Annotated in this window: 19 protein-coding genes; 4 read left to right on the forward strand and 15 right to left on the reverse strand. The window is 69.5% G+C overall.

Annotation, left to right across the window (positions count from 1 at the left end; all coding sequences use genetic code 11):
- Positions 1 to 207: 207 nt before the first annotated feature.
- The 6 genes from addB to ahcY all read right to left on the reverse strand — a co-directional run bounded on the left by addB (position 208) and on the right by ahcY (position 9,630).
- Complete coding sequence (gene addB / locus ACSJJU_RS03935) at positions 208 to 3,159, reverse strand: double-strand break repair protein AddB (RefSeq protein ID WP_435913885.1); 2,952 nt, start codon at positions 3,157 to 3,159, stop codon at positions 208 to 210.
- 4 nt (positions 3,160 to 3,163) lie between these two features.
- Complete coding sequence (locus ACSJJU_RS03940; RefSeq protein WP_435913886.1) at positions 3,164 to 3,895, reverse strand: nucleotidyltransferase family protein; 732 nt, start codon at positions 3,893 to 3,895, stop codon at positions 3,164 to 3,166.
- Positions 3,895 to 4,917: an aminoglycoside phosphotransferase family protein gene (locus tag ACSJJU_RS03945; RefSeq protein ID WP_435913887.1), complete on the reverse strand. Its 1,023-nt coding sequence runs from the start codon at positions 4,915 to 4,917 to the stop codon at positions 3,895 to 3,897. Before ACSJJU_RS03945 ends, ACSJJU_RS03940 begins: the two co-directional genes overlap by 1 nt.
- A gap of 6 nt (positions 4,918 to 4,923) precedes the next feature.
- Complete coding sequence (tsaE, locus tag ACSJJU_RS03950) at positions 4,924 to 5,418, reverse strand: tRNA (adenosine(37)-N6)-threonylcarbamoyltransferase complex ATPase subunit type 1 TsaE (protein ID WP_435913888.1); 495 nt, start codon at positions 5,416 to 5,418, stop codon at positions 4,924 to 4,926.
- A gap of 118 nt (positions 5,419 to 5,536) precedes the next feature.
- A complete protein-coding gene (locus ACSJJU_RS03955) occupies positions 5,537 to 7,921 on the reverse strand; it encodes a PAS-domain containing protein (protein WP_435913889.1) in 2,385 nt (794 codons plus the stop codon).
- A gap of 311 nt (positions 7,922 to 8,232) precedes the next feature.
- Complete coding sequence (gene ahcY / locus ACSJJU_RS03960) at positions 8,233 to 9,630, reverse strand: adenosylhomocysteinase (protein ID WP_435913890.1); 1,398 nt, start codon at positions 9,628 to 9,630, stop codon at positions 8,233 to 8,235.
- Positions 9,631 to 10,001: 371 nt separating this feature from the next.
- Between ahcY and ACSJJU_RS03965 the strand changes: the two genes are divergently transcribed.
- Together ACSJJU_RS03965 and ACSJJU_RS03970 are read left to right on the forward strand one after the other, a co-directional pair.
- Positions 10,002 to 11,285 carry a cystathionine gamma-synthase family protein gene (locus ACSJJU_RS03965; protein WP_435913891.1) on the forward strand — a complete coding sequence of 428 codons (1,284 nt, stop codon included), beginning with the start codon at positions 10,002 to 10,004 and terminating at the stop codon, positions 11,283 to 11,285.
- A gap of 181 nt (positions 11,286 to 11,466) precedes the next feature.
- Complete coding sequence (locus ACSJJU_RS03970) at positions 11,467 to 12,126, forward strand: TetR family transcriptional regulator (RefSeq protein ID WP_435913892.1); 660 nt, start codon at positions 11,467 to 11,469, stop codon at positions 12,124 to 12,126.
- Positions 12,127 to 12,157: 31 nt separating this feature from the next.
- Here ACSJJU_RS03970 and ACSJJU_RS03975 read toward each other — a convergent pair whose 3' ends face one another.
- The 9 genes from ACSJJU_RS03975 to ACSJJU_RS04015 form a co-directional block, all read right to left on the reverse strand.
- Complete coding sequence (locus ACSJJU_RS03975; RefSeq protein ID WP_435913893.1) at positions 12,158 to 12,892, reverse strand: hypothetical protein; 735 nt, start codon at positions 12,890 to 12,892, stop codon at positions 12,158 to 12,160.
- Positions 12,893 to 13,312: 420 nt separating this feature from the next.
- Positions 13,313 to 13,591, reverse strand: a complete 279-nt coding sequence (locus ACSJJU_RS03980; RefSeq protein WP_435913894.1) for an HPr family phosphocarrier protein — start codon at positions 13,589 to 13,591, stop codon at positions 13,313 to 13,315.
- Positions 13,591 to 13,995 (reverse strand): PTS sugar transporter subunit IIA, encoded by a 405-nt coding sequence (locus ACSJJU_RS03985; protein ID WP_435913895.1) that lies wholly within the window; start codon positions 13,993 to 13,995, stop codon positions 13,591 to 13,593. Before ACSJJU_RS03985 ends, ACSJJU_RS03980 begins: the two co-directional genes overlap by 1 nt.
- Positions 13,992 to 14,975 (reverse strand): RNase adapter RapZ, encoded by a 984-nt coding sequence (gene rapZ, locus ACSJJU_RS03990; RefSeq protein WP_435913896.1) that lies wholly within the window; start codon positions 14,973 to 14,975, stop codon positions 13,992 to 13,994. The genes ACSJJU_RS03985 and rapZ overlap by 4 nt, the downstream gene beginning before the upstream one ends.
- A gap of 9 nt (positions 14,976 to 14,984) precedes the next feature.
- A complete protein-coding gene (locus tag ACSJJU_RS03995) occupies positions 14,985 to 15,473 on the reverse strand; it encodes an HPr kinase/phosphorylase (RefSeq protein WP_435913897.1) in 489 nt (162 codons plus the stop codon).
- The gene (locus tag ACSJJU_RS04000) at positions 15,470 to 17,086 is read right to left on the reverse strand and encodes a stimulus-sensing domain-containing protein (RefSeq protein WP_435913898.1); all 1,617 of its coding nucleotides are present in this window, start codon (positions 17,084 to 17,086) and stop codon (positions 15,470 to 15,472) included. The genes ACSJJU_RS03995 and ACSJJU_RS04000 overlap by 4 nt, the downstream gene beginning before the upstream one ends.
- Complete coding sequence (locus ACSJJU_RS04005; RefSeq protein WP_435913899.1) at positions 17,083 to 17,784, reverse strand: response regulator transcription factor; 702 nt, start codon at positions 17,782 to 17,784, stop codon at positions 17,083 to 17,085. The genes ACSJJU_RS04000 and ACSJJU_RS04005 overlap by 4 nt, the downstream gene beginning before the upstream one ends.
- 228 nt (positions 17,785 to 18,012) lie before the next feature.
- The gene (locus tag ACSJJU_RS04010) at positions 18,013 to 19,866 is read right to left on the reverse strand and encodes a hypothetical protein (RefSeq protein ID WP_435913900.1); all 1,854 of its coding nucleotides are present in this window, start codon (positions 19,864 to 19,866) and stop codon (positions 18,013 to 18,015) included.
- Between the two features lie 140 nt (positions 19,867 to 20,006).
- Complete coding sequence (locus ACSJJU_RS04015) at positions 20,007 to 20,867, reverse strand: alpha/beta fold hydrolase (protein WP_435913902.1); 861 nt, start codon at positions 20,865 to 20,867, stop codon at positions 20,007 to 20,009.
- A 256-nt stretch (positions 20,868 to 21,123) separates the two neighbouring features.
- Between ACSJJU_RS04015 and ACSJJU_RS04020 the strand changes: the two genes are divergently transcribed.
- Complete coding sequence (locus ACSJJU_RS04020; RefSeq protein WP_435913903.1) at positions 21,124 to 22,563, forward strand: protein adenylyltransferase SelO family protein; 1,440 nt, start codon at positions 21,124 to 21,126, stop codon at positions 22,561 to 22,563.
- Between the two features lie 78 nt (positions 22,564 to 22,641).
- On the forward strand, positions 22,642 to 23,184 hold the full coding sequence (ppa, locus tag ACSJJU_RS04025; RefSeq protein ID WP_435913904.1) for an inorganic diphosphatase: 543 nt from the start codon (positions 22,642 to 22,644) through the stop codon (positions 23,182 to 23,184).
- Positions 23,185 to 23,426 lie beyond the last annotated feature (242 nt).

Consider the following 23,426-nt stretch of genomic DNA (forward strand, 5'->3'; position numbering starts at 1 on the left):
GTTCGTTGATCGGGCCGCGCCGGGCAAAGACGGCGGAGTCGTCCGGCAGCGCCTGCAAGCGTGCTTCTGCGTGAAGGACGGGCGCGGCCCTTTGAAACACGATCCCGTTGGCTCGGCCCTTTCCCGCCGCACGACCGGTAAAGGGAAAGGGAGGTGCGGCCGCGTCCAAGACCCTCCTGCACGCAAGAAAATCCCCGGCAAACAGCCTCAGCCATGGTCGCCCCCGTTCTCGCGGCCGAGCCATTCGTCGACCCGGGCGAGCACGTCATAGTCCTGCCCGCGCGCGTATTCCGGGTGCAGCTTGGCGACGAACGGCGCGGTGCCGTCGAGGTAGTCCTTCACCGCCTCCTTGAGGCGCACGACCGACATCGCCACCCAGTCCTCCACCGAGATCCAGGGCTTGGCGCGATAGAGCAACGCGTCCGTATCCTTGCCCTCGGTGGCGCCGCCGCTCAGCTTCCAGTAGCGCAGTTCCGCCGCCCTGGCCGCACCCAGTTCCTTGAAGCCGCCCTGCTCGGCGATGAGCGCCAGCAGCGGCAGCTGGGGCGCGTAGCCCGCCTCGCGCTGGGCATGGGACGGCGGGTTGCCGGTCTTGTAGTCGATGATGGCGAGCTGCCCCTCGTGGTTGCGCTCGATGCGGTCCGCCTTGCCCGTGAGCGTGACGCCCGCCACCTCGATGTGGCCGCTGATTTCGATGCCCGCCTGCGTCCAGTTGTTCGCCATGCGCTCGTGGACCCGCTCCGTCACCCAGCGGGCGATGCGCTCCAGACGCGGCCGCCACAGGTTGGCGATAAGGGGCTGGCGGAAGAGATCGCCGTGCACCGCCTCGATTTCCGCCAGCAGACGCTCGGCGGAGAACACCTTCTTGTTCGCCCATTCCTCCAGCGCCTTGTGCAGCAGCGTGCCCCGCTCGGCGGCGTCCGGGTCCGCCTCCAGCGGGTCGAGCGGGCGCAGGCCCAGAATCTTGCGGGCATAGAACACGTAAGGGTCGGTGAGCAGCGTCTCCACTTCCGTCACCGAGAGCTTGCGCGGCCGGGCGGAGACGGGCGGGGCCGGGCGCGGCCGCGCGGCGGGCGTCACGGCGCGGGGATGGTCGAGCCCGCGGGCGTAGGCCAGCAGTTCCCGGTCGTGCGGCAGGCCGCCGACGGTTGCCTCCAGCCGCAGCCAGAATCGGGAGGGCACGGTCGGGGCCGAGCCGTCCTTGCGGGCGCGCGTCAGGATCACGTGGGGGCTGCCGAACAACTGGGCGAAGTCGTGCGCGCTCTGGCCGACGCGCCGCTCCGCCGTCCACAGGCCGAGCTGGCGGCGGATGGCGGGGCTGAGCCACGGGTCCGGCGCGGGCAGGCCCGGCCACACGCCCTCATTGAGACCGGCAAGGATCATCAAGTCCATGCGCTGGAGCCGCGCCTCCATCAGGCCCCAGATGGCAAGGCGCGGATGGGTGCGGTAGCGCGGGCGCACCACCACGTCGTCGAGCCAGGCGGTGAACAGGGCGGGGTAATCCTCCGGCGCGAAGCGGCCGAGGCGGTCGCCGCAGCGCTTGAGGTCGCCGAGGCGGGCGGACAGCTCCCGGCCCGCATCGCCCAGCCACAGGTCGCCATTGCCCACCAGCCGCTGCGCCGCCTCGATGTGGGCGTCGAGCATGGCCTCGCCGTCCACCTCCTCGGCGTGCATCAGGTCGCTGAACGGCTGGAGGATTTCGGCAATGCCCTTCCACCAGCGGGCGAGATTGCGGCCGATCCGGGCCAGATCCTTGCTCCGGCCCTGCAGGCTGTCGATGGCGCGGGAAATGCCGTCCAGCCCCGGCGCGGCGCGCAGGCGGCGCAGCACGTGGCGGTCCAGCTCGCGCACGGAGTCGCGGTGGGCGGCGCGGTTGCCCTGGGAGCAGGCGAGCGGGTGCTTGAGCAGCGCCAGCAGCGAAACGGCGGAGAACTCCCGCAGGCAGGCGGTGGCCAGGAGGCGCATGAACACGGCGGGCGGCGTGTTGACGAGCGGGCGGCCAGCGGAGTCGTCCACGTCCACGCCATAGCGGCGCATGAGGGCGGCGACGCGGCGGGCCAGGTTGCGATCCGGCGTCACCAGTGCGGCAGTCTTGCCCGGCTCCTCCAGCACCTGGCGGAGCGCCAGCGCAATCGCCTGCGCTTCCTCGGCCGGATTGGCGGCCTCGATCACTTTCACGCCCTCCAGCGCCTTGTCCGCCGGGGGAAGCTGGCGCCAGCGGGTGGTGACGCTCGCGGGCAGCATGGCGATGCGGACGGCCTCCACCCGGTGCGGCTCGGCCTTGCCGTCCCACGGCCAGGGCTCCACTTCCTCGCGGGCGACGCCGAGGGTGTCCAGCAGCTGTTTCAGATCCCACTGGGGATGGCGCGGATCGACCGCCTCCCAGGCCTCGTCGTCGAGGTCGAGGTCGAGGCCCGGCAGCACCACCATGCCGTTTGGCAGGCGGGCGATGACGCGCAGCAGGTCGGCGGCGGCGGGAACCGCGCCGATGGAGCCGACACCGATCACCAGATGCCCGGGCGGGCGGTCCATCCAGCGGCGGGTGAGCGCCTCCAGCAGACGGTTGCGCCGGTCGGTCGCGTCGATCAGCCCGCGCTCGGCCAGATGCTTCGGCCAGGCGTCGAGCACGATGGAGAGGAAGCCCAGCGTCATCTGCCAGTGCTCGGCAAGCGTGTCCGGCACGGTGTCGCGGAGCTTTGCCGGGTCCACCCGCTCGATGATGAGCTGGTCGAGCGTGCGGGTGAGCGCCGCCGCCAGCCGGTACACCTCGGCGGCGGGCGTGTCGCCCCGCCCCTGCGTGACCAGCCACGCCCGGACCAGCCGCGACAGCTCCACCTGCCGCTCCACCGTGCCGATGGAGGGGGGAATGTCGGTCTCCGCCGCGAAGTCGTCGAGGAAGCTGCCGAGCGCCTCGTCCTCGTCGATATCGCCGAAGGGGGTGAGGCGGGGCAGCAACGTCGCCCGCGCCTCGCTCTGGCGGATCAGCGCCTCACCCATGGCGCGGGTGGAGCGGCGGTTGGGCAGGAAGATCTGGGCGCGGGCCAGCTGGAGCGGGTCGCGCCCGGTCAGGGCATAGACGCCGCGCGCGACCGAATCGACGAACGCCTCGTGCGGAGCGAGCGTGTAGACCCGTGGCCGTCCGCCCTGTTGTTCCGCCATGCCCCTACCCCTGCGTCAGCCGCCGCGCGGCCTCGTCCACCGCCTCCGGCGTGCCCACATGATGCCACAGCCCGTCGTGCACCAGCCCGTAAAGCCGCTCCGCCGCCAGCGCCCGGTTGTAGAGCAGGTTCAGGGAGAACGGCCCCTGCGGCACATCGGCGAACAGGCGGCGGGAGAGCAGCTGCACGCCGGAGAATACGTAGTTGGCCGTCAGGTCATGGCCGCGCCGGTGAAGCCGGCCGGACGGCTCGCGGTGGAAATCCCCTGCGCCGTCGTAGCCCTTCGCCTCCTCCCGGTCGATGAGCAGCAGCAGCGCGTCCATGCGCGCCGGATCCCACGCGGCGGCAAGGCGGGCGATGGTGTTCTCGCGCCCGTCCCGCCACAGGTTGTCGGCGTTGGCAACGAGCAGCGGGTCCGCCTCCCCCAGAAGCGGCAGGGCCCTGGCGACGCCGCCGCCGGTCTCCAGCAGTTCGTCCCGCTCGTCCGAGATCACATACCGCGCCGCGCCGCCTTCGGCCGCGCGTGCGGCGAGGCGGGCCTCGATCTGGTCGGCCAGGTAGTGGACGTTGACAACGATGGTCCCGACTCCCGCCGCCTCGAAATTGTCGAGTGCCCGGTCCAGCAGGGTGCGCCCCGCCACCTCGATGAGCGGCTTGGGGCGCGTGTCGGTGAGCGGGCGCATGCGGGTGCCAAGCCCCGCCGCCAGCACCATGCCGGTTGCCGGAACAGCCGCCATCACGCCGCGTCCCGCCAGCGGGCCGCGCGCCAGCCCTCCGGCATGTGGGCATCGAACCAGGCCTTCACCGGCGCGAGGGCCGGGTGTTCCAGATTACGGGAGAGCAGCGCCCACACCCGCGGCTGGTGCCGCAGGTAGCCGGGCTTGCCGTCCCGCTGCCACAGGCGCACGAACACGCCGAGAATCCGGCTGGCGCGCTGCGCACCCAGCACCGCGTAGGCGGTGCGGAAGGCATCGGCGTCCACCTCCGGCCGGGCGGCCAGATACCGCTCGATCAGCACCGGCTCCAGCCCGGCGCGCACGTCCCGGCGCGGGTCCTGAATGACGGAGACCACGTCATAGGCGGCGGGCGCGTGGAGCGAGTCCTGGAAGTCGAGCACGCCGACGCGGCGCAGCCCGTCCCGCTCCGGCAGCCACAGGAGATTCGGCGAGTGGTAGTCGAACTGCACCAGCACCGGCGTGTCGTGCCAGGCGAGCGGCCAGACCGACTCCCACGCCGCGCGCCATTCGGCGGCGATGCTCTCCGGCACCGGGCCGCCGGCGACAGCAGGCCAGTACCACTCCAGCACCAGATCCACCTCCCGCTGCATCCGCGCGTCCGAGTAGCGCGGCAGGGTGTGGACGGCGTCGCCCGCAGGCAGGCTGTCCGGCGCCGGTTCGCGGTGCACCCGCGCCAGCACATCGGTGGCGGCGGCGTACAGCTCCGCCTCGTCATGGCCCGCGTTGAGAGCGGCAACGAAGCTGAGGTCGCCCAGGTCTTCCAGCAGCACGAGGCCGAGGGCGGCGTCCACGCCCCGGATGGCGGGCACGGACAGGCCCAGCCCCGCCAGATACCGGCCGACCGCCACGAACGGCTCCACCAGTTCCAGCCCCGGCGGGGCGATCATCAGCACCGCCGTCTCCGCCCCCCGGTGCAGGCGCATGTAGCGGCGGTGGGAGGCATCACCCGCCAGCGGCAGGGCGTCTGCCCCGTCCCAGCCGTGGGCAGCAAGAAAGGCGGTGATTTCGCGCGGCAACGTCATCGGGCTCTACTCGGCGGAGAGGAAGGGTTGGAACAGGCGCTTGGCCCGCTCTTCCCAAGCGGGCGGAACATCCACTGTCAAGGTGCGCCCCGCGCCGCCCGTCGCAGGGGCGAGCGCCAGCCACAGGCGATCGGCGGGCAGGAAGCCGCCCATGCGCTCGGGCCATTCGATGAGGGAGAGGGCGGTCTCGAACGCCTCCTCCAGCCCCAGCTCCACCGTTTCCTCCGGTTCCTCAAGGCGATAGAGGTCCACGTGCCAGACCGGCAGGCGCAACGGCGGCGCGTCGTAGGTCACGACGATGGTGAAGGTGGGGCTGGGCGCTTCCTCGGCGAGGCCGAGGTGCGTCAGAATCGCCCGCGCCAGCGTGGTCTTGCCCGCGCCCAGATCCCCCGACAGCGCGAGGATGTCGCCCACCCGCGCCTCCCGGGCGATGGCCTGGCCGAGGGCGGCGACGGAGTCGAGGTCGGGCAGCGCGATGCGATAGGTGGTGGTCTGGCTCATACGGGGTGTCACATTCGGTCAGCGGGGCGACATGCGGCGGCCATAGTCGTCGCCGCCGCCGCCCGGTGCAAGGTCCATTCCGGCCCCGGACTCCGGCAAGGCTCATGCGGCGCGGGGCTCATTCGTTGACGGGCGGCAGCTCGCCGGGTGCCTTGCGGGCGAGGTGGGCGACAACCCGGGTGCCTTCCTGATCGGTGAACAGCTCGACCGTGCCGCCATGCATGGCGACGAACCGGCGCACCAGCGACAGGCCCAGCCCCACACCCGCGCCGCCGTCGCCATCGGTGCCGCGGCGGAACTGGTCGAAGTCGGAGATGCCGACGACAGCGCTGGCGGTGCCGGTGTCCGCCACTTCCAGCGTGATGCCGTTCTCGTCGCCCCAGGCTGAGACTCGCACCGAGCCGCCCGGCGGGGTGAAGCGGATGGCATTGGAGAGCAGATTGTAGAGCACCTGCTTGAGGCGGCGCTCGTCGCCCTCGATCACCCCGGTGGAGGGCTCCACGCGCTGGGTGAGGTGCAGGGTGCGGGCCCGGGCCTGTTCCTCCACCATCTGCACCACCGAGGCGACCATCGGCTCCACCTGCACCGGGCCGATGTCCAGCACCAGCGCCCCCGCCTCCGACACCGCCAGGTCGAGCATGTCGTTGATGAGCACCATCAGGCGGTTGGACGAGGTGAGGATGGAGCGCACGTAATCCCGCTGCCGGTCGCTGAGCGTGCCGAAATAGCCCTGATCCAGCATCTCGCCGAAGCCGATGATGGAGGTGAGCGGCGTGCGCAGTTCGTAGGAGACGTTGGCGACGAACTGGGACTTGAGCCGGTCCGCCGCCTCCAGCGCCTCGTTGCGCTCGCGCAGCGCCTTTTCCATGTTGGTGGAGGCGGTGACGTCGATGAAGGTGACGAGCGCGTTGCCATCCGGCAGCGGCACGGCGGCGTAGTCGATGACCCGGTGCTTGACGAGGCGGAAGCGGCCGCTGGAGGGCTGGCGGCCCTCGGTGGCCTGCAGCACGGCCTCGCGCAGCAGCTGGCCCTCCCCCGACTGCTCCAGCTGGCCGGCCACATGGGCGGCGAGCCGGTCCACGTGCGGCTGCTCGGCGAGCAGGTCGTCCGGGCACTGCCACAGGGCGCTGAAGCGGGTGTTGTGCAGCTCCAGCCGGCCGGAGGGACCGAACACCGCCACCGCTTCGTAGAGGTTGTTGAGGGTGGCCGCCTGCACCTTGATGAGCGTGTCGCGGGTGGAGCGCAGGCTCAGTTCTTCCGTGTAGTCCTCGAACGCCAGCAGCAGGCCGCCGATGGGGTGCGGCTGGGCGATGACGCGCAGCACGGTCTCGTCCGGCAGCACCCAGGTTTCCTCCAGCGGCTCGAGCGCGGTGGTGAACCAGCCGAGGTGGCGGCGCTTCCATTCGGGGAAGTCGCGCTGCTCGGGCAGGCGGTGCTTCTCGCGCATCCGCTCCAGCACCTCGCCCATGGTGGGGCGCTCCTCCAGCCATTCGGGCTCCAGCGCGAACAGGGTGGCGAAGGCCTTGTTGTGGAAGAACAGGGTGGTGTCGGGCCCGAAGATGACCACGCCCGAGGACAGGCGGTCCAGCGTTTCGTTCTGCGCCTGGGTGTAGCGGGCAAGCTCGGCCCGGGCCTCCTCCCGCTCGGTGATGTCGAGCGCGAAGCCGCCCACGCCCGCCTCGCCCAGCGGCACGTCGTAGATCTGGAGCGTGCGCCGGTGGCCGTAGAGAATGACATTGGCCTGATGCATCTGCGCGGTGTCCAGATCCCGCGCCCGCTCGGCGAACTGGGTCGGCGACATGCCCGGCGCGTTGCCGGTCAGCTCGATGCCCTGCTCGATGACCTCCTGCGCGCTGGAAGCCTCCACCGCATCCACATAGGCCGCGTTCACGTGCACCAGCTTCAGGTCCGCCCCGCGCCGCCACATGGGCAGGGGCGCGGCCCGGATCAGCGCCTGCGTCGCCGCCAGTTCGGCGCGGGTGGCTTCCAGCTCGCCATTGAGCTGGTCCAGCGCCTGCTGGGTCGCGGTGGCGTCGAAGAACCACACCACCACGCCCGTATCCCCCGCCACGTCGATGGGCGCGGCCCGCCCCTCGGCCACCAGCTGCCGGTCGCCCCGGGCGCTGGAGACCAGACGCCGGAACGGCCGGGCGGAGAGGGAAAGGGCGTCGATGTCGCGCACCAGCTGGGCATAGTCGGCCGCGTCGAGGCCGCTGACGCCGCGCCCGCCGTCCAGCTCCTCCAGCCGGGAGACCTGGCGGTCGATCCCGAGCCAGCTGCGCAGCGTATCGGAACAGGTGGCCGCCCCCCGGGCATCCACCACCAGATAGGCAGCGGGCGACGTGGCCAGCAGCCCGTGCAGGCGGCGTCCCCACCGGGTGGAGGCGCGCGCCGTCATGATGGCGTTGCTGCCGCGGATGACCGCCCACACGGCCATGGCCAGCCAGGCCGCCGCCACCGTGGCCGCCAGCGCCACACGCCAGGGTTCGGGAGTCTCGATCACCGCGTCACCGGGAAGCACGGGCCCGCACAGGCGTCAGGGCGCACGCCGGCAGGTGCAGTCAGACCCATGCTTCTTCCCCCCAAGTTCGACAGCACAATCCCAAGCCCAGCCCCCAAGCCAGCCTGATGACCCCAGTGTCAGAGACGCGCGGCGCAACCGGAGCGCCGCCTGGCATTTGTGCCGGAACCGCACGCTGTCAGCAAGAGGGGCCGGAACCGCAGGACGGTCCGGCCCCCACATGTCTGTGCCCGGTCAGGGAACGCAGGCCCCGGCCGCTCCGGCGGGCCGGGACGCAGCGCGCGCCCCGCGCCTCAATACCGGTAGTGCTCCGGCTTGAACGGGCCCTGCTGCGGCACGCCGATGTAGGCCGCCTGCTTCTCGGTGAGTTTGGTCAGCTTCACGCCCAGCTTGTCCAGGTGCAGCGCCGCCACCTTCTCGTCCAGGTGCTTGGGCAGGGTGTAGACCTTGTTCTCGTAGGCCGCGTTGTTGGTCCACAGCTCGATCTGGGCCAGCGTCTGGTTGGTGAAGCTGGCGGACATGACAAAGCTCGGGTGGCCGGTGGCGCAGCCCAGGTTCACGAGGCGGCCTTCGGCCAGCAGGATGATGCGCTTGCCGTCCGGGAACTCGATCTCGTCCACCTGCGGCTTGATGTTGTGCCACTTGTAATTGCGCAGCGCCGCCACCTGGATCTCGCTGTCGAAGTGGCCGATGTTGCAGACGATGGCCCGGTCCTTCATCGCCCGCATGTGGTCGAGCGTGATGACGTCCACGTTGCCGGTGGCGGTGACGAAGATGTCGCCGCGCGGCGCGGCCTCCTCCATGGTGACCACTTCATAGCCTTCCATCGCCGCCTGGAGGGCGCAGATGGGGTCGATCTCGGTGACGAGCACGCGCGCGCCGCCCGAGCGCAGCGAGGCGGCCGAGCCCTTGCCCACGTCGCCATAGCCGGCCACGACCGCGACCTTGCCCGCCAGCATCACGTCCGTCGCGCGGCGGATGCCGTCGACGAGGCTCTCGCGGCAGCCGTAGAGGTTGTCGAACTTGGACTTGGTGACGCTGTCGTTCACGTTGATCGCCGGGAACGGCAGGCGGCCGTCGCGCGCCATCTGGTAGAGGCGGTGCACGCCGGTGGTGGTCTCCTCCGACACGCCCTTGATAGCCTCGCGGCAGCGGGCGAAGAAGCCGGGGCGCTCCGCGTTCACCCGGCGGATCAGGGAGAACAGAACCTCCTCCTCCTCATTGGAGGGATTGGCGATCCGGGAGGGGTCCTTCTCGGCCTCGGCGCCCAGAATCACCAGCACGGTGGCGTCGCCGCCATCGTCCAGAATGAGGTTCGGCGTGCCGCCGTCGCCCCACTCCATGATCTTCAGCACGAATTCCCAGTATTCCTTCAGGCTCTCGCCCTTGAAGGCGAACACCGGAATGCCCGCCTCGGCAATGGCGGCGGCGGCGTGATCCTGGGTCGAGAAGATGTTGCACGAGGCCCAGCGGATGTCCGCGCCCAGCGCCTTCAGCGTCTCGATGAGCACGGCGGTCTGGATGGTCATGTGCAGGCAGCCGGCGATGCGCGCGCCCTTCAGCGGCTGGGACGGACCATATTCCTGGCGCAGCGCCATGAGGCCCGGCATCTCGGTTTCGGCGATGGCGATTTCCTTGCGCCCCCAGCCGGCAAGGCTGATGTCTTTGACCACGTAATCGGTGAAGGCCACGGTTGAACTCCCTCGTGCTGATGAGCGCCGGGCAGCGCGCAGGGCGGATCCCGCCGCGCCCCGCACCTTCCGGGCAACTTTGTTGCCCTTGTGGCAGCACGCCCTCCGCCATGCAAGCGCAAATATAAAGATGTCTTTATGTTCGGGGCCGGATGTTCGGGAGACCGATGTTCAAAAGGCACCGTGCCGCACCCGCCGCAGCGGAGCGCCGCACGCGCGCGATCCGGAGCGGAACCCCGGCAGAATGACCGCGCTGTCCGGCAGATGGGGAGAAAAGACGGCTGTGCGTCGGCAGTTTCGCTCTGGTGGCCGTCCGATTTTTCCCATCATAGTTGGTTCAGACTTCAGGATTCCTCTGGGAAGGCAGCTTCATGACATACGAGACCTATCACAAGCAGAAGGTGGGTCAGCACACCCTCCACCCGGAAACCCAGATGATGGGTTACGGCTACGACCCGCATCTGTCGGAAGGGGCGCTGAAGCCGCCGGTGTTCCTCACCTCCACCTTCGTGTTCCGCAACGCACAGGAGGGGAAGGACTTCTTCGACTACGCCTCCGGCCGCCGCGAGCCGCCCGCGGGCACCTCGCCCGGGCTGGTCTATTCCCGCTTCAACAACCCGAACCTCGAAGTGCTGGAGGACCGGCTGGCCCTGTGGGACGGGGCAGAGACGGCCGCCGTGTTCTCCTCGGGCATGTCCGCCATTTCGACGACCCTGCTGGCCTATCTGCGGCCGGGCGATTCCATCCTCACCAGCCGCCCGCTCTACGGCGGCACCGAGACGCTGGTGGACAAGGTGATGCCCCAGTTCGGGATCAAGGTGTTCAGCTTCGCCGACGGCTGCTCGGCGGAGGCGGTGCGCACGGCGGCGGACGCGGCCCGGGCCAGCGGGCGCGTCGGCCTCATTCTGGTGGAGACGCCCGCCAACCCCACCAACAGCCTGGTTGACCTCCAGCTGATGGCGGCGGTTGCCGACGAGCTGGGGCAGGCCCAAGGCCATCGCCCGGCGGTGGCGGTGGACAACACCTTCCTCGGCCCGGTCTACCAGCAGCCGCTCCGGCTGGGGGCGGATCTGGTGCTCTACAGCCTCACCAAATACGCGGGCGGCCACTCGGACCTGGTGGCGGGCGCGGTCACCGGCCCCAAGGCGTGGGTCGGGCCGGTGAAGGCGCTGCGCGGCGCGCTCGGCACCCAGGCCGACCCCAACACCGCCTGGATGCTCATGCGCTCGCTGGAAACCCTGACGCTGCGCATGGAAAAGGCCAACGCCAACGCGGGCACCATCGCCCACTACCTGAAGGATCACCCCAAGGTGGCGGCGGTGAACTACCTCGGCTTCCTGCCGGAGGGCGACCCGCGCCGCGCGGTCTACGAGCGGCAGTGCAAGGCGCCCGGCTCCACCTTCTCCTTCTATGTGAAGGGGGGCGAGGCGGAGGCCTTCCGCTTCCTCGACGCGCTTCAGGTCATCAAGCTGGCGGTGTCGCTGGGCGGCACGGAGTCGCTGTGCTCCCACCCGGCCTCCACCACCCACTCCGGCATCCCGAAGGAGCAGCGCGACCGCAGCGGCGTCACCGACGCCATGATCCGTCTCTCCGTCGGCATCGAGCACCCGGACGACCTGATCGCCGATCTGGAGCAGGCGCTGGCGGCCGTCTGACGCCATCCCGCGCGCGCCCGCCCCGCTCCGGCCCCCATGCCGGCGACCGGGACGGGCGGGCCGGGACGGGTGGTCCGGGGCGGGGGCCGGTGCCCCCCGGGACAGGCCACCCCTTCCCTATCAAATGGGACTATGACATAGATCATAACAGCGCCCGCAACCTGAGAGAGGGGAACCACCGATGCTTCTCGGACCCATGCTCGAATCCTTTGCGAACAGGGAAACGACCGCCAAGACGCGCACGCGATTGCTGCTGGCCGCGATGGAGGTGTTCGCCGAGCACGGAGTGGAGGGAGCATCACTCCGCCGGATCAACGAGCTGGCGGACTGCCGCAACTCCAGCGCCGTTCACTATCATTTCGGCGGCCGGGACAAGCTGGCCGGGGCCGTGCTGGAATTCATCGGCAACCAGTGGGACATGGGGCTGAAGGCCGCGCCGGAGTCCGAGTCCACCGACGCGCTGCTCCAGCTGGCCGGCCAGTCCCTGCTCCAGCTGCGCAACACCGATCCCTGGGGCCGTCACGCCATCCGCTTCATGCAGCGCCTGACGATCGAGCGCGACCCCAAGATGCAGCTGCTCTGGCGGATCTACTTCGGCAAGCATCTGGAGCCGCTGGCGGAAGCGCTGAGCCGGGACAACCCGCAGCTGTCGCCGGACATCCTGCGCCTGCGGCTGGTCCTCATCGTCGGCTCGCTGATCCACAGCATCGCCAGCCTCGACGCCTTCCACCGCACGGCCCTTGGCGACGTGCGCCAGACCCGCACGGAAGCGCAGATCGTGGCGGAGATCGTCTCCTACGCCGCCGCCGGGCTGACAGCGCCGCAGGCCGAGGCGGCCTGAGCCCTGCTCAGCCCGCCTTTCAGGCCGCTTTTCAGTCCGCCTTGAAGCCGGCCTTCTCCAGGCCCATGTCGATCAGCTCGTCGGTCACGCGCAGGGTCTGGCCGATCTCGATGTGCGCCATCTCGCGGAACAGCACCCGGGCGCGCTCCAGATTGACCGTCGTTTTCGACGGGAAGATCTTCATCGGCTCGTTCGGGCTGATGCCGAGCGCCGAGGCGATGCGGTGGGCGTACTTGTCCACCAGCCCCCACATGTGGGTGCACTTGGCGGTGTTCGGGCCGCTCTTCAGGCAATCCGGGCTGAGAATGTAGCGGCTCATCACCTCGCGCGGCGTGCGCAGATTGTACTTGAACCGGTAGGCGTGCAGCGTGATCGCCACCGCCCGCGCGGCATAGACCGGGTCCTGGAAGACGGCGAGGCGCTGCTCGCCCACCTGATCCTGCCCTTCCCATTTGGTGCCCTTGAGGCACCAGTAGTTGTTGTACTTGTAGCAGGGCTGCCGGGTCACCGCGTCCGGGAGGGCCGCTTCGTCGGCCTCCACATAGCGGCCGTCTTGCCCGCGCATGAGCAGCAGCGAGCCGGGCTGACCGGCCCGCACTGCCGCCGACGCGTCGGCGGAACCCGCAGCGGTTGCTGCATCTTCGGTTGCCTCGGCGGACCGGGGGGTGTCCGTGCCTGCCCGTGCGGACAGGGGCATGGAGGCGAGGATGAAAGCCAGACCGGCCGAAAGGGTAATCGGCCTTAGGGCTGACGGCAGAGGCCGCATGGGTCTCTCCTTCCTGGTTGATCCCTCTCCCGCTGCTGACGCGGCGGGGTACAGACAACAGGCAAGCGCGAAGCCCGCTTCGTTCCGGTCCTGGACGCAGAACAGGGCCCGGTTTGTGACGGAAAAAGCCGTCTGGCGCAACCCACTTACGAAAAAGCCCGGATTTCCGGGCCACACGAAGGGCCTAAACCCATCGGAGGATCATCGGTTCCTGCCGGGACTCCGGGTTTTTGCGCGCCTGTGACCGGCCCTGTAACCGGCCCCTGTAACCGGCCCCTGTGACCGGCACCTGTGACCGGCATGGCGCAGCCGTGCGGCGCCGGGAGTCCGGAACCGGTGGCGGAGCGGGGTAGAGCGGGGCGGGGCGGGGCAGCCAAGTTGCGGCGGCCCCTGTTTTCGGGCCCGATGCTTTTTTCGGCCCTATTCTTCCTGGAACTTGTCCTCGACCAGCGCCACGAGCGCGGCGAGCGCCTCCCCCGCCTGGCGGCCGGAGGCGTTGATGGTGATTTCCTCACCCAGACCGGCGGCCAGCATCATCAGCCCCATGATGGAGGTGCCGGTGACATGGGCGCCGTCCTTGCTGACCTGCACGGTGGCGTCGAACTGGGAGGCAAGCGTGACGAACTTGGCCGAGGCGCGGGCATGAAGGCCGCGCTTGTTGCGGATCGTCACGGTCTTGGATAACGCCAACGTCTCCATCAGGACACACCTGCCAGAATCTTCGAAGCAACCGAGATATATTTACGCCCGGCCTCCTGCGCCGCTTCAACCGCCGCCGTCACGTCGCAGGTGCGCCGCACGGTCGCCAGCTTGATGAGCATGGGCAGGTTGATGCCCGCGATCACCTCCACATTCGGCGTTCCCATGAGGGAAATGGCCAGATTCGACGGCGTACCGCCGAACATGTCGGTCAGGAGGATGACGCCGGAGCCGGACTCCACCGCCTCCACGGCCTCGGCAATGTCCTGCCGGCGGGCCTCCATGTCATCTTCCGGGCCAATGCAGATGGCCTTCACGGCCTCCTGCGGCCCGACGACATGTTCCATCGCCGAGACGAATTCGGCCGCAAGCCGGCCGTGGGTGACCAGCACCAGTCCGATCATACGCTGATACTCTCTGCTTTGTCGGTCAAGGTTTGCTCCGCGCCGGAGGTCTGGGCCCTCAGGTCGCGGTGGACGATGGAGAGGGTATGCCCCTCTCCTCTCAGAACGGCCGCCATGCGCTCCGTCACGAAGACCGAACGGTGCTTGCCGCCGGTGCAGCCGAAGGCGACGGTCAGGTAAGCCTTCCCCTCCTTCCGGTAGAGCGGAATGAGGTAGGAAATCACATCATGCAGCTTGGCGAAGGCCGGGGCGAAGTTGGGGTCCGTCTCGATATAGTGGCCCACGCCCTCGTCCAGCCCGGTGAGCGGGCGCAGATCGTCCACCCAGTGCGGGTTGGAGAGGAAGCGCATGTCGAACACCAGGTCGGCGTCGCGCGGAATGCCCCGGGCGTAGCCGAAGGACATGAGCGTCAGCGTCATGCTGCTGGAGCGGCTCAGGGCGAACCGGCTGGCCAGCGCGTGCTGCAACTGACGCGAGGAATACTGGGTGGTGTCCAGCACCACGTCGGCCCAGCGGCGCAGCGGGGCGAGCAGCTCGCGCTCGCGGGCGATGCCGTCCTGCACCGGGCGGTCCAGCGCCAGCGGATGGCGGCGGCGCGTCTCGGAAAAGCGGCGGCTGAGCTCCTCGCCCGAGCAATCGAGGAACAGCACGCTGACCTCGATGTTCTGCTTGTCGCGCAGATCCTTCAGCGTCTGGACGATCTGTTCCGCATCGAAGGCGCGGGTGCGGCTGTCGATGCCAAGGGCGATGGGCCGGTCCGCGTCCTGCTCCGAGGCGGTGTCCTCGGTCGCCAGCAGCTTGGTGAGCAGGCCAATGGGGAGGTTGTCGACCGCCTCGTAGCCCAGATCCTCGAGCACCTTGAGGGCCGACGATTTTCCGGCGCCCGACATCCCGGTGACCAGCAGCAGCCGGGTATGCGGTTGGCGATCGCCTCCCTGGGCAGGGCTGGCCTGGACAGGGCTCTGGGGCTGTTGAGACATATCCCTCACTTATAGCGGAATGGGCCCGCCGCTCAAAGCCATCTCCACCTTGAGCGGTGAGTCATCACGCAACGCATCCATTACGATCAACGGTACAGCAACGCCCAACATCTCCCATTCTTTGGGCTCTGGCAACCGCTCGTCCTCACCGCCCAGCCTGACCGAGAGGGCAATGGGCGCCTCCAGCCGGTAAGGCAGACGGAAGATGCCCATTCCCCGCACCTCGATGAGGCCGGCGATTCGCGCGGGCGGACGCGCCACAAGGCCGCCCGCGCCCCGGGTGATCAGGGCGTAGTCGTCCGCCACCAGCATGGCGCCCCGGTCGATCAGACGCAGCGCCAGGGTGGATTTGCCCGAGCCGGCGGACCCCATGATGAGAATGCCGCGTCCGTTCAAGGCAACACAGGTGGCATGCTGGAGCACGCCCCCGGCACCGGACTCCGCGCCGCCGGACTCTCCGTCCCCCGGCCCCGGCGCTTCAAGCCGTGGGCCGGTCATGTCACCGCACCCTGGCCGGGAGGCGCCACCGCCGGCAGCTCCACCGTGAAGCGCGCGCCCAGAACGGAGGTGCCCTGGATGCGGTTGGCGGCGGTGATGCGCCCGCCGTGGGCCTCCACCACCTGCTTGGAGATGGCAAGGCCCAGGCCGGAGTGCTGGCCGAAGTCCTCTCCCTCCGGGCGCTCGGAATAGAAGCGCTTGAAGATGTTCTCCTCGGTGCCTTCCGGGATGCCGGGGCCGTCATCGTCCACCATGAGCCGCACCGTCCGTTCGTCCACGGTGAGCATAACGCGCACACTGCCCCCCGAGGGCGAGAAGGAGACCGCATTGTCGATGAGATTGCGCGCCACCTGGCCAAGCCGCGTCTCCAGCCCCATCACCAGCGCCGTGCCCGGGCGCGGCCCGGCGTAGGCGATGGTGACATTGCGCCGGGAGGCGTTCAGCCGCTGCACCTCGATGAGCGTCGCCATCATCTGCCCCACGTCGACGGGCTCGAAGCGGGCGCGGGACAGCTCCGCATCCATGCGCGAGGCGTCCGAGATGTCGGTGATGAGGCGGTCGAGCCGGGTGACGTCGCCCCGGATGATCTCCAGGAGCTGGGTCTGGAGCGCCGGGTCCTTCACCCGCTCCAGCGTCTCGACGGCGCTGCGCAGCGAACTCAGCGGGTTCTTGATCTCGTGGGACACGTCCGCCGCGAAGGACTCGATGGCGTCCATCCGCAGGTGCAGCGCCTGGGTCATGTCCGAGAGCGCGCGGGCGAGCTGGCCGATCTCGTCGGTGCGCTTCGGCAGGCGCGGCACAATCACATCCCGCGCCCGGCCCTGCCGCACCCGGTCCGCCGCCCGGGCCAGCCGCCGAATCGGCCGCACGATGGTGCGGGCAAGGAAGAACGACATCAGCGCCGTCAGCGCCAGCACCAGGCAGAAGATGTTGAACGAGGCCAGCCGCTCGGCCCGCACCACCTTGGTGATGTCGCGGGTATCGGCGGTCAGCACGACGACGCCCATCACCCGCTGCGCGCGCTGGACCGGCTTGGCAACCCGTACCACCACCGTGCCCGCCTCGCTCACGCTCAACTGGCTTGCCGCGTGCCCCGCCGCGGCGGCGGCGACCTCCGGCAGGCGGATGACGTCATGGGGCGGCAGGTCCACATAGGGCTCCAGCCGGGGCGCGGCGGCCAGCTTCTCCGTCACCCGGTCGAGCCAGAGCGCGACCTTCCGCCGCCAGCCCGGCTTCAGCTCGGTGCGGATGAGCTCCTGGTCCACCAGCGTCTGGCTGTCGATCAACAACTGACCCTCGGGCGTGAGCACCTGGATGCGCGCCTGCGTCGCCTCCGCCAGCCGGTTGACGAGGGCACGCACCCGCTGCGGGTCGAGCCGCGCGCTCTCCGGCGCCGGCACCGCCAGTTCGGAGAGGCTGCCCGCCATCAGCGCGGCCTGGGTCATCATCTCGTCCCGCCGCTGTTCGATCAGCCGGTTGCGGAACTCGTCGAGGTAGAAGATGCCGCCCGCCAGCATGAGCACGGCGAACAGGTTGACCGCGAGAATCCGCACCGTCAGCGGCGAGATGGACCGCCGGCGCGCAGGCGAGAGAAAGGCGAGGGCCGGTTTCATTCGTTGAACCGGTAGCCTACGCCATAGAGGGTCTCGATGCTCTTGAAGTCGCTGTCCACGGCGCGGAACTTCTTGCGCAGGCGCTTGATGTGGCTGTCGATGGTGCGGTCATCCACATACACATCGTCGCTGTAGGCGGCGTCCATCAGCTGGTCGCGGGACTTCACGAAGCCGGGGCGCTGGGCCAGCGCCTGAAGAATCAGGAACTCGGTGACGGTGAGCGAGACCTCCTTGCCGTCCCACGTGACCTCGTGCTTGGCCGGATACATGGCGAGGCGGCCGCGAATCATCGCCTGCTCCTCGGGCTCCGGCACCAGATCGGGATCGTTGCGGTTGGCGGTGCGGCGCAGCACGGCGCGGATGCGCTCGATCAGCAGACGCTGGGAGAAGGGCTTGCCGATGTAGTCGTCCGCGCCCATGGCGAGGCCCAGCGCCTCGTCGATCTCGTCGTCCTTGGAGGTGAGGAAGATCACCGGCAGCCGGGACTTCTCCCGCAGGCGCCGCAGCAGTTCCATGCCGTCCATGCGCGGCATCTTGATGTCGAGCACCGCAAGATCCGGCGGATTGTCCAGCAGCGCCTTCAGCGCCGACGCGCCGTCGGAGTAGACCCGCACGGTAAAGCCTTCCGCCTGCAATGCGATGCTCACCGAGGTGAGAATGTTGCGGTCGTCATCAACCAGGGCAATGGTGGCGTTCACGCGGTCACATCCTTAACGCTCGAGGTCCGAAGTCCCGCACCCCGCCGCCCGAAGGCCCGCGGGGGTTTCCACCTCCTATTTGCCCGCTCGGGCCCGCCGTCGCAAGGCCGCGCCCCCGCCCGGGGGCCGTGCCCTTCCTGCCGCGCACGTCCCGATAAAGGAACGGGAGGGTGCCAGGAGGGTCCGCGACCCTCCTGCAAAACCCTGCCTGCCCCCCTCCAGGCACCCTCAGTGCGTGAGGGCGCGGTCCAGCGTGCGGGCGATGGTGCGGACCTGTTCGTCGCTCAGCTTGTACAGCTGCACAAGCGCGGGCAGCGCGGGGTCGTACCCGGCGATGGTGCCCTGGTTCTGTTCCATCCACGCCACGACCTGTTCGATGAGGCGTTTGTTGGCGGTGCCGTGGCCGGTGCCGTCGCCGAAGGCCGGGATGTAGACGTTGGCGAGGGCGAGGCGCGGCGTGTTGCTGAGGCCGACTTCCGACAGCTTGGCCCGGTATTCCAGTTCGGCCGAGGAGAGGGCGGCCTCGCCGGTGAAGCTCGCCTGATCCAGCACGTGGCGGCCTTCGTGCAGGGTGATGGAGTTGCGGTTCACCTCGTTCCAGAAGGCGCGGCGGAAGGCGGTGTCGAAGTCCGCCTCGTCCGCGAGGGTGCGGGCGAGGCTGTCCAGCGCCGCCAGGCGCAGCCGCTGCCGCACGCCCTTCAGGTACACCACGCCCTCCGTGCGGGCGCGGGCGATTTCCGCCGCTTCGTCGGCTGCGATGCCGGCAAGGTAGCGGTCGCGCACCGGGCCGGGCTTCACCAGCGCGGGCAGCCCGTCGATGGTGGCGACGTAGGGGCCGCGCACCTGCACGATGGTCTGGCCGTCCTCGGCCCAGCCGCCGGGGGCGGAGTCGCCGTCCATCAGCCAGCCGAAGAAGCTGTTGGAGATCATGTTGTCGAGCACGATCAGCCGCACCTCGCCGCGGCGGCCGTCCTGCTCCACCGGCTGGCGCTCGTCGGTGATGATGTGGCCAAGGTGCAGGCTCATCACGCCGTTGGTCTCGCCGATCACGCCCCACAGGTTGTAGGCCCGGGAGAGCACGGCCATGGGGTTGGCGTCATCGCCCGCGCCGATGCCGGTCGCGCGCGCCGCCTCCGCAAGAATGGTCTCCAGGCGCTGCTTGTAGCCCTCCTCGTCGCCCGCGCCGTGGCGGGCGTAGGCGCGGTCGTGGGGGAGGATTTCCGCCTCCAGCCGGTCGAACAGGCTCAGGTAGTCCTCGATCCGCGCCCAGCGCTGGGCAACGGCGGAGCGGTTGGGCAGATCCCGGTCGGTCGCCAGCTGGCTCAGCTCGTCCGCAAAGCCCGCGCGCATCAGCAGCTCGGCGAGCGCCATGGCGTCCTGCGGCGCGGCGTTGCCGCGCGCGCCCTTGAGGAAGGCCGCTTCCACCGCCGCGTCGGCAAGGCCGAGGCCTTGCGGCGCGGCCTGCGGGGCGTCCATCCAGAAGAAGGCGCGCCAGCCCGCCAGCGCTTCGGCGCCGTCGCCTGCGGCAAGGCCGATGGCCAGGCGCAGCCGGGCGGCCGTCACGCTCTGCTTCGGCACCGCCGGCAGGGCGTGCCAGGCAGCCTTTGCCGCCGCGATGGCGGAGGCGCGCTTCGCGAACGGCAGCCTGATCGCCGCGAGGTACAGACCGCGCACCCCCTCCACCGCCACACCGGGTTCGATGTCGGCGCACGCGGCAGCGTAGGGCGCGAGCTTGTCCATGGTGGCGGCGGGGTCATCGCCGGTGTTCAGCACCCGGCCATAGAGCAGCGCGGCAGGGTACGGGTCCGGGTCCGAGGGCAGGCTGGCGGCGAGCCGGTCGGCGGCGTCCGACTGGCGGTTGTCCACCAGCCAGGCGATGCGCGCCAGCTCGCGCTGCGCGGCGGCGCGGTCCGCCGCCGGGGCGTCGGGCGCCTCGGCCACGGCCTGATACAGCCGCTCCGCCGCGTTCACGTCGTAACGGGCGTAGGCGGCCTGCGCCTCGGCAAGGGTTGCGGCAGACACCGGCGCGCTGACTGCGGCCAGTGCGGTGAGACCTAAAAAGGGTGTGAAAAACGTCTTCATGGCCGCGCTCATTGCCATATCGGAACGCAGCTGTATCGAGCCATTCGCTTCAGCAGGCCGCACATCCGGCACATTCCGGCGATGGAAAGAAGCGCATCTGGTTACGCCGCACGCGTCCCCGATCGCGCCCCCGATCGCGCTTATGCCAGCAGGCGCGCGAGGAACGCGTCGATGGCCGCGCGGGAGTCCTCCTCCTCCAGCGACGGCGCGTGGCCGACGCCCGGCACGGTCACGCCCGTCACGTGCGGCCCCCGCGCCAGCATGCGATCGAGCGTTTCGACGCTGAGGATGTCCGAGGTCTCGCCCCGCACCACCGTCACCGGCAGTCCGGCCAGCGCGTCGAAGGCGGGCCACAGGTCAACGCCCGCCGAGCCATTGGGCAGCTTGAATGGCACCGCCAGGTTGGGGTCATAGTCGGGGACGATGCGCCCGTTGGAGTGCAGGTAGCAGGTGCGCTTGGCCATGCGCAGCCAGTCGTCCATGGAGTAGTGGGGGTAGATCGCGGCGTTGAGGTCCCGCAGCGCCCAGGCGGCGTGCATCCAGGTGGGCCAGGGGCCCATCTTGCCCACGTAGCCGCGAATCCGCTCCAGCCCCGCTTCCATGATCTCGGGGCCGATGTCGTTGAGCAGCACGCCCGCCAGATGCTGCTTGAGGGTGCCCGCCATCAGCATGGCGATGATCCCGCCGAGCGAGGTGCCGATGACGGCGATCTTCCCCGGCTTTTCCGCCGCGATCAGCGCTTCCACGTCGCGCAGGTAGGTGAGCGGCGCGTAGGTGAGCGGGTCCTTGGCGTAGGCCGAATCCCCGCGCCCGCGCAGGTCGAGGCACCAGAGGCGCCACCGGCCCGCCAGCCGGTCCGCCACGCCTTCGTAGTCGCGGGCGTTGCGGGTGAGGCCGGGGATGCACAGGAGGATCGGCCTGTCGTCAGGCCCGGCGTAATCGCGGAAATGCAGCCTCAGCCCGTCGTGGGACCAGTAGTAGCGATCCTCGAAAGCGGCCATGTCCTCCCCCAAAGGTCTTGCGGCGGCGGCTTGAGACGGCAGCCGGCAACCGCGCGTCCAGTCCTGCCCCATGGTTTAGCCCCGGCCCGCCGCCCGCCGAAAGCCTTTTTGCATCCGGCGGCATCGACCCCGCCCGGGGGAACCGGAGAGGCACCGCCCGCGCTCCCTCTGCAGGGCCGCCAAAGGGACGGTCGCAAGACAGCGCGCATGGCGCTATGCAAGGGCGCAGCAACCCGCCGGCGGATGAAGGATTTCCATGGACAAGGCCGCGTATCAGCCCGCGCAGGACATACTCGCCCTGGGCGATGCCTTTTATGATGTGGTGGAGGCGGCCCGCTTCCCCGAACACAGGCTGCGCTTCCGCAACCAGCGCTGGGCGGAACGGGTGGGGCTGGGCGACCTCACCGACGCGGAATGGATCGACCACTTCGGCCGGTTCCGGCCGCTGCCGGGCTCGCTGGAGCAGCCGCTGGCGCTGCGCTACCACGGCCACCAGTTCCGCGTGTACAACCCGGACATCGGCGACGGGCGCGGCTTCCTGTTCGCCCAGGTGCGGGACCTGAAGGACAACCGCCTGCTCGACCTGGGCACCAAGGGCTCGGGCCAGACGCCCTACAGCCGCTTCGGCGACGGCAAGCTCACCCTCAAGGGCGGCGTGCGCGAGGTGCTGGCGACCGAACAGCTGGAGGCGCTGGGGGTCGAGACCTCCAAATCCTTCTCGCTGATCGAGACCGGCGAGGCGCTTGACCGCCACGACGAGCCCTCGCCCACCCGGTCGTCCGTGCTGGTGCGCCTGTCCCACAGCCACATCCGCTACGGCACCTTCCAGCGGCTCGCCTACTTCGGCCTCGCCGACGAGATGACCGCGCTCACCGATTACGTCCTTGCCCGCTACGTGCCCGGCGCGCCGGGGCCGGAGGCACCGCTGGAGGAGCGGGTCGCGGCGATGCTCGATCACGCGGTCCGGGGCGCGGCGCGGCTGGCCGCCAGCTACATGGCGGCCGGGTTCGTCCACGGCGTCCTCAACACGGACAACATCAACATCACCGCCGAGAGCTTCGACTACGGCCCCTGGCGCTTCGCGCCCACCTATGACCTCGCCTTCACCGCCGCCTATTTCGACGAATACGGCCTCTATGCCTTCGGACGGCAGGCGGAGGCGCTGCACTGGAACGTCTACCAGCTCGCCAAGGCGCTGCTCACCATCGTGCCGAAGGAGGCCATGGTGCCGGTGCTGGAGACCTTCCCCGAGCATTTCGAGAACGCGCTGGTGGCGGCCATCTTCGCCCGGCTGGGGCTGCAACCGGCCGGGGACGAGCAGGCCAACCTGGCGCTGTTGCAGGCGATGGAGCGATTCCTCATCGACACCGGCATGGGGCTGGAGCGTTTCTACTTCGACTGGTACGGCGGCATTTTGTCCGAGGCGCGGCGGGAGAAATCCCCGGCGGCCAACACCTACGCGGGCGAGAAGGCCGCACCCCTGCGCGCGCTGCTGCCCCGCTTCCAGCCCGACGCGGCGGCGCGGGAAAACCTGAATCACCCGTATTTTGCGGATGATGCACCCTGCACCCTGCTCATCGACGAGGTGGAGGAGATCTGGTCCGCCATCGACGAACGGGATGACTGGGGCCCCTTCAACGACAAGATCGCCCGCATCCGCCGCATGGGCGAAGCCTACGGCCGCACGTTCAGCTAACCAAAAACGCATTGCATGCTGCGGGTGCGAAGCGCTATCCCCGCGCGCGTGTCGTTTTCCCGTTGAAGGACGTTCCGCATGGATATTCGTTACATCCCGGTCGGCAAGAACCCTCCCGAAGAAATCAACGTCGTGATCGAAATCCCGGCAGGCGGCGCGCCTGTTAAGTACGAGATCGACAAGAAGTCGGGCGCGCTGTTCGTCGACCGCTTCGTCAACACCGCCATGGTGTACCCGGCCAACTACGGCTTTGTGCCCCACACCCTGTCGGAAGACGGCGACCCCGTCGACGTGCTGGTGCTGACCGATACCCCTGTGGTTCCGGGTTGCGTCATCCCGGCCCGTCCCATCGGCATCCTTCACATGGAAGACGAGGCCGGCAACGACGAGAAGATCCTCGCCGTGCCCGTCGCCAAGCTGAACCCGGTCTACGCCAACGTGCAGTCGCACGACGAGCTGCCGCCGATCCTGCTGGAGCGCATCGCCCACTTCTTCCAGCACTACAAGGATCTGGAAAAGGGCAAGTGGGTGAAGGTCGTGAAGTGGGAAGGCCCCGAGGCCGCCCGCAAGGCGATCGAGGCGGGCGTCGAGCGCGCCGGCGGCAAGCTCTCCGCCGCGTAAGCCCGCACTGTATATTCAACATTTGAATGCAGGAGGGGCCCCGTGCGCGCAGGCGCGGCGCGGAGGCGCACAAACGGCAGGCGCCCCTCCTGCACCTCCCTTCTTCCAGAGGGCCGCACCCTTCCTCAAGGACGCGGCCCTTTGAAACGAAAGGGGGATCACAAGGGGGTCACAGACCCCCTTATTTATGTCTTGAAACAACGTTTCGCTGCGCGGTCTGGCGGAATGCCCGGCGGCGGCCC

The sequence above is a fragment of the Pedomonas sp. V897 genome (genome assembly GCF_051304405.1).
Taxonomy (GTDB): Bacteria; Pseudomonadota; Alphaproteobacteria; order Sphingomonadales; family Sphingomonadaceae; genus Pedomonas.

Bases quoted from the DNA above. Each gene is read 5' to 3' on its own strand.
- addB (WP_435913885.1), bottom strand. From the start codon at position 3,159: ATGGCGGAACAACAGGGCGGACGGCCACGGGTCTACACGCTCGCTCCG.
- ACSJJU_RS03940 (WP_435913886.1), bottom strand. From the start codon at position 3,895: ATGGCGGCTGTTCCGGCAACCGGCATGGTGCTGGCGGCGGGGCTTGGC.
- ACSJJU_RS03945 (WP_435913887.1), bottom strand. From the start codon at position 4,917: ATGACGTTGCCGCGCGAAATCACCGCCTTTCTTGCTGCCCACGGCTGG.
- tsaE (WP_435913888.1), bottom strand. From the start codon at position 5,418: ATGAGCCAGACCACCACCTATCGCATCGCGCTGCCCGACCTCGACTCC.
- ACSJJU_RS03965 (WP_435913891.1), top strand. From the start codon at position 10,002: ATGACATACGAGACCTATCACAAGCAGAAGGTGGGTCAGCACACCCTC.
- ACSJJU_RS03970 (WP_435913892.1), top strand. From the start codon at position 11,467: ATGCTTCTCGGACCCATGCTCGAATCCTTTGCGAACAGGGAAACGACC.
- ACSJJU_RS03975 (WP_435913893.1), bottom strand. From the start codon at position 12,892: ATGCGGCCTCTGCCGTCAGCCCTAAGGCCGATTACCCTTTCGGCCGGT.
- ACSJJU_RS03980 (WP_435913894.1), bottom strand. From the start codon at position 13,591: ATGGAGACGTTGGCGTTATCCAAGACCGTGACGATCCGCAACAAGCGC.
- ACSJJU_RS03985 (WP_435913895.1), bottom strand. From the start codon at position 13,995: ATGATCGGACTGGTGCTGGTCACCCACGGCCGGCTTGCGGCCGAATTC.
- rapZ (WP_435913896.1), bottom strand. From the start codon at position 14,975: ATGTCTCAACAGCCCCAGAGCCCTGTCCAGGCCAGCCCTGCCCAGGGA.
- ACSJJU_RS03995 (WP_435913897.1), bottom strand. From the start codon at position 15,473: ATGACCGGCCCACGGCTTGAAGCGCCGGGGCCGGGGGACGGAGAGTCC.
- ACSJJU_RS04000 (WP_435913898.1), bottom strand. From the start codon at position 17,086: ATGAAACCGGCCCTCGCCTTTCTCTCGCCTGCGCGCCGGCGGTCCATC.
- ACSJJU_RS04010 (WP_435913900.1), bottom strand. From the start codon at position 19,866: ATGAAGACGTTTTTCACACCCTTTTTAGGTCTCACCGCACTGGCCGCA.
- ACSJJU_RS04015 (WP_435913902.1), bottom strand. From the start codon at position 20,867: ATGGCCGCTTTCGAGGATCGCTACTACTGGTCCCACGACGGGCTGAGG.
- ACSJJU_RS04020 (WP_435913903.1), top strand. From the start codon at position 21,124: ATGGACAAGGCCGCGTATCAGCCCGCGCAGGACATACTCGCCCTGGGC.
- ppa (WP_435913904.1), top strand. From the start codon at position 22,642: ATGGATATTCGTTACATCCCGGTCGGCAAGAACCCTCCCGAAGAAATC.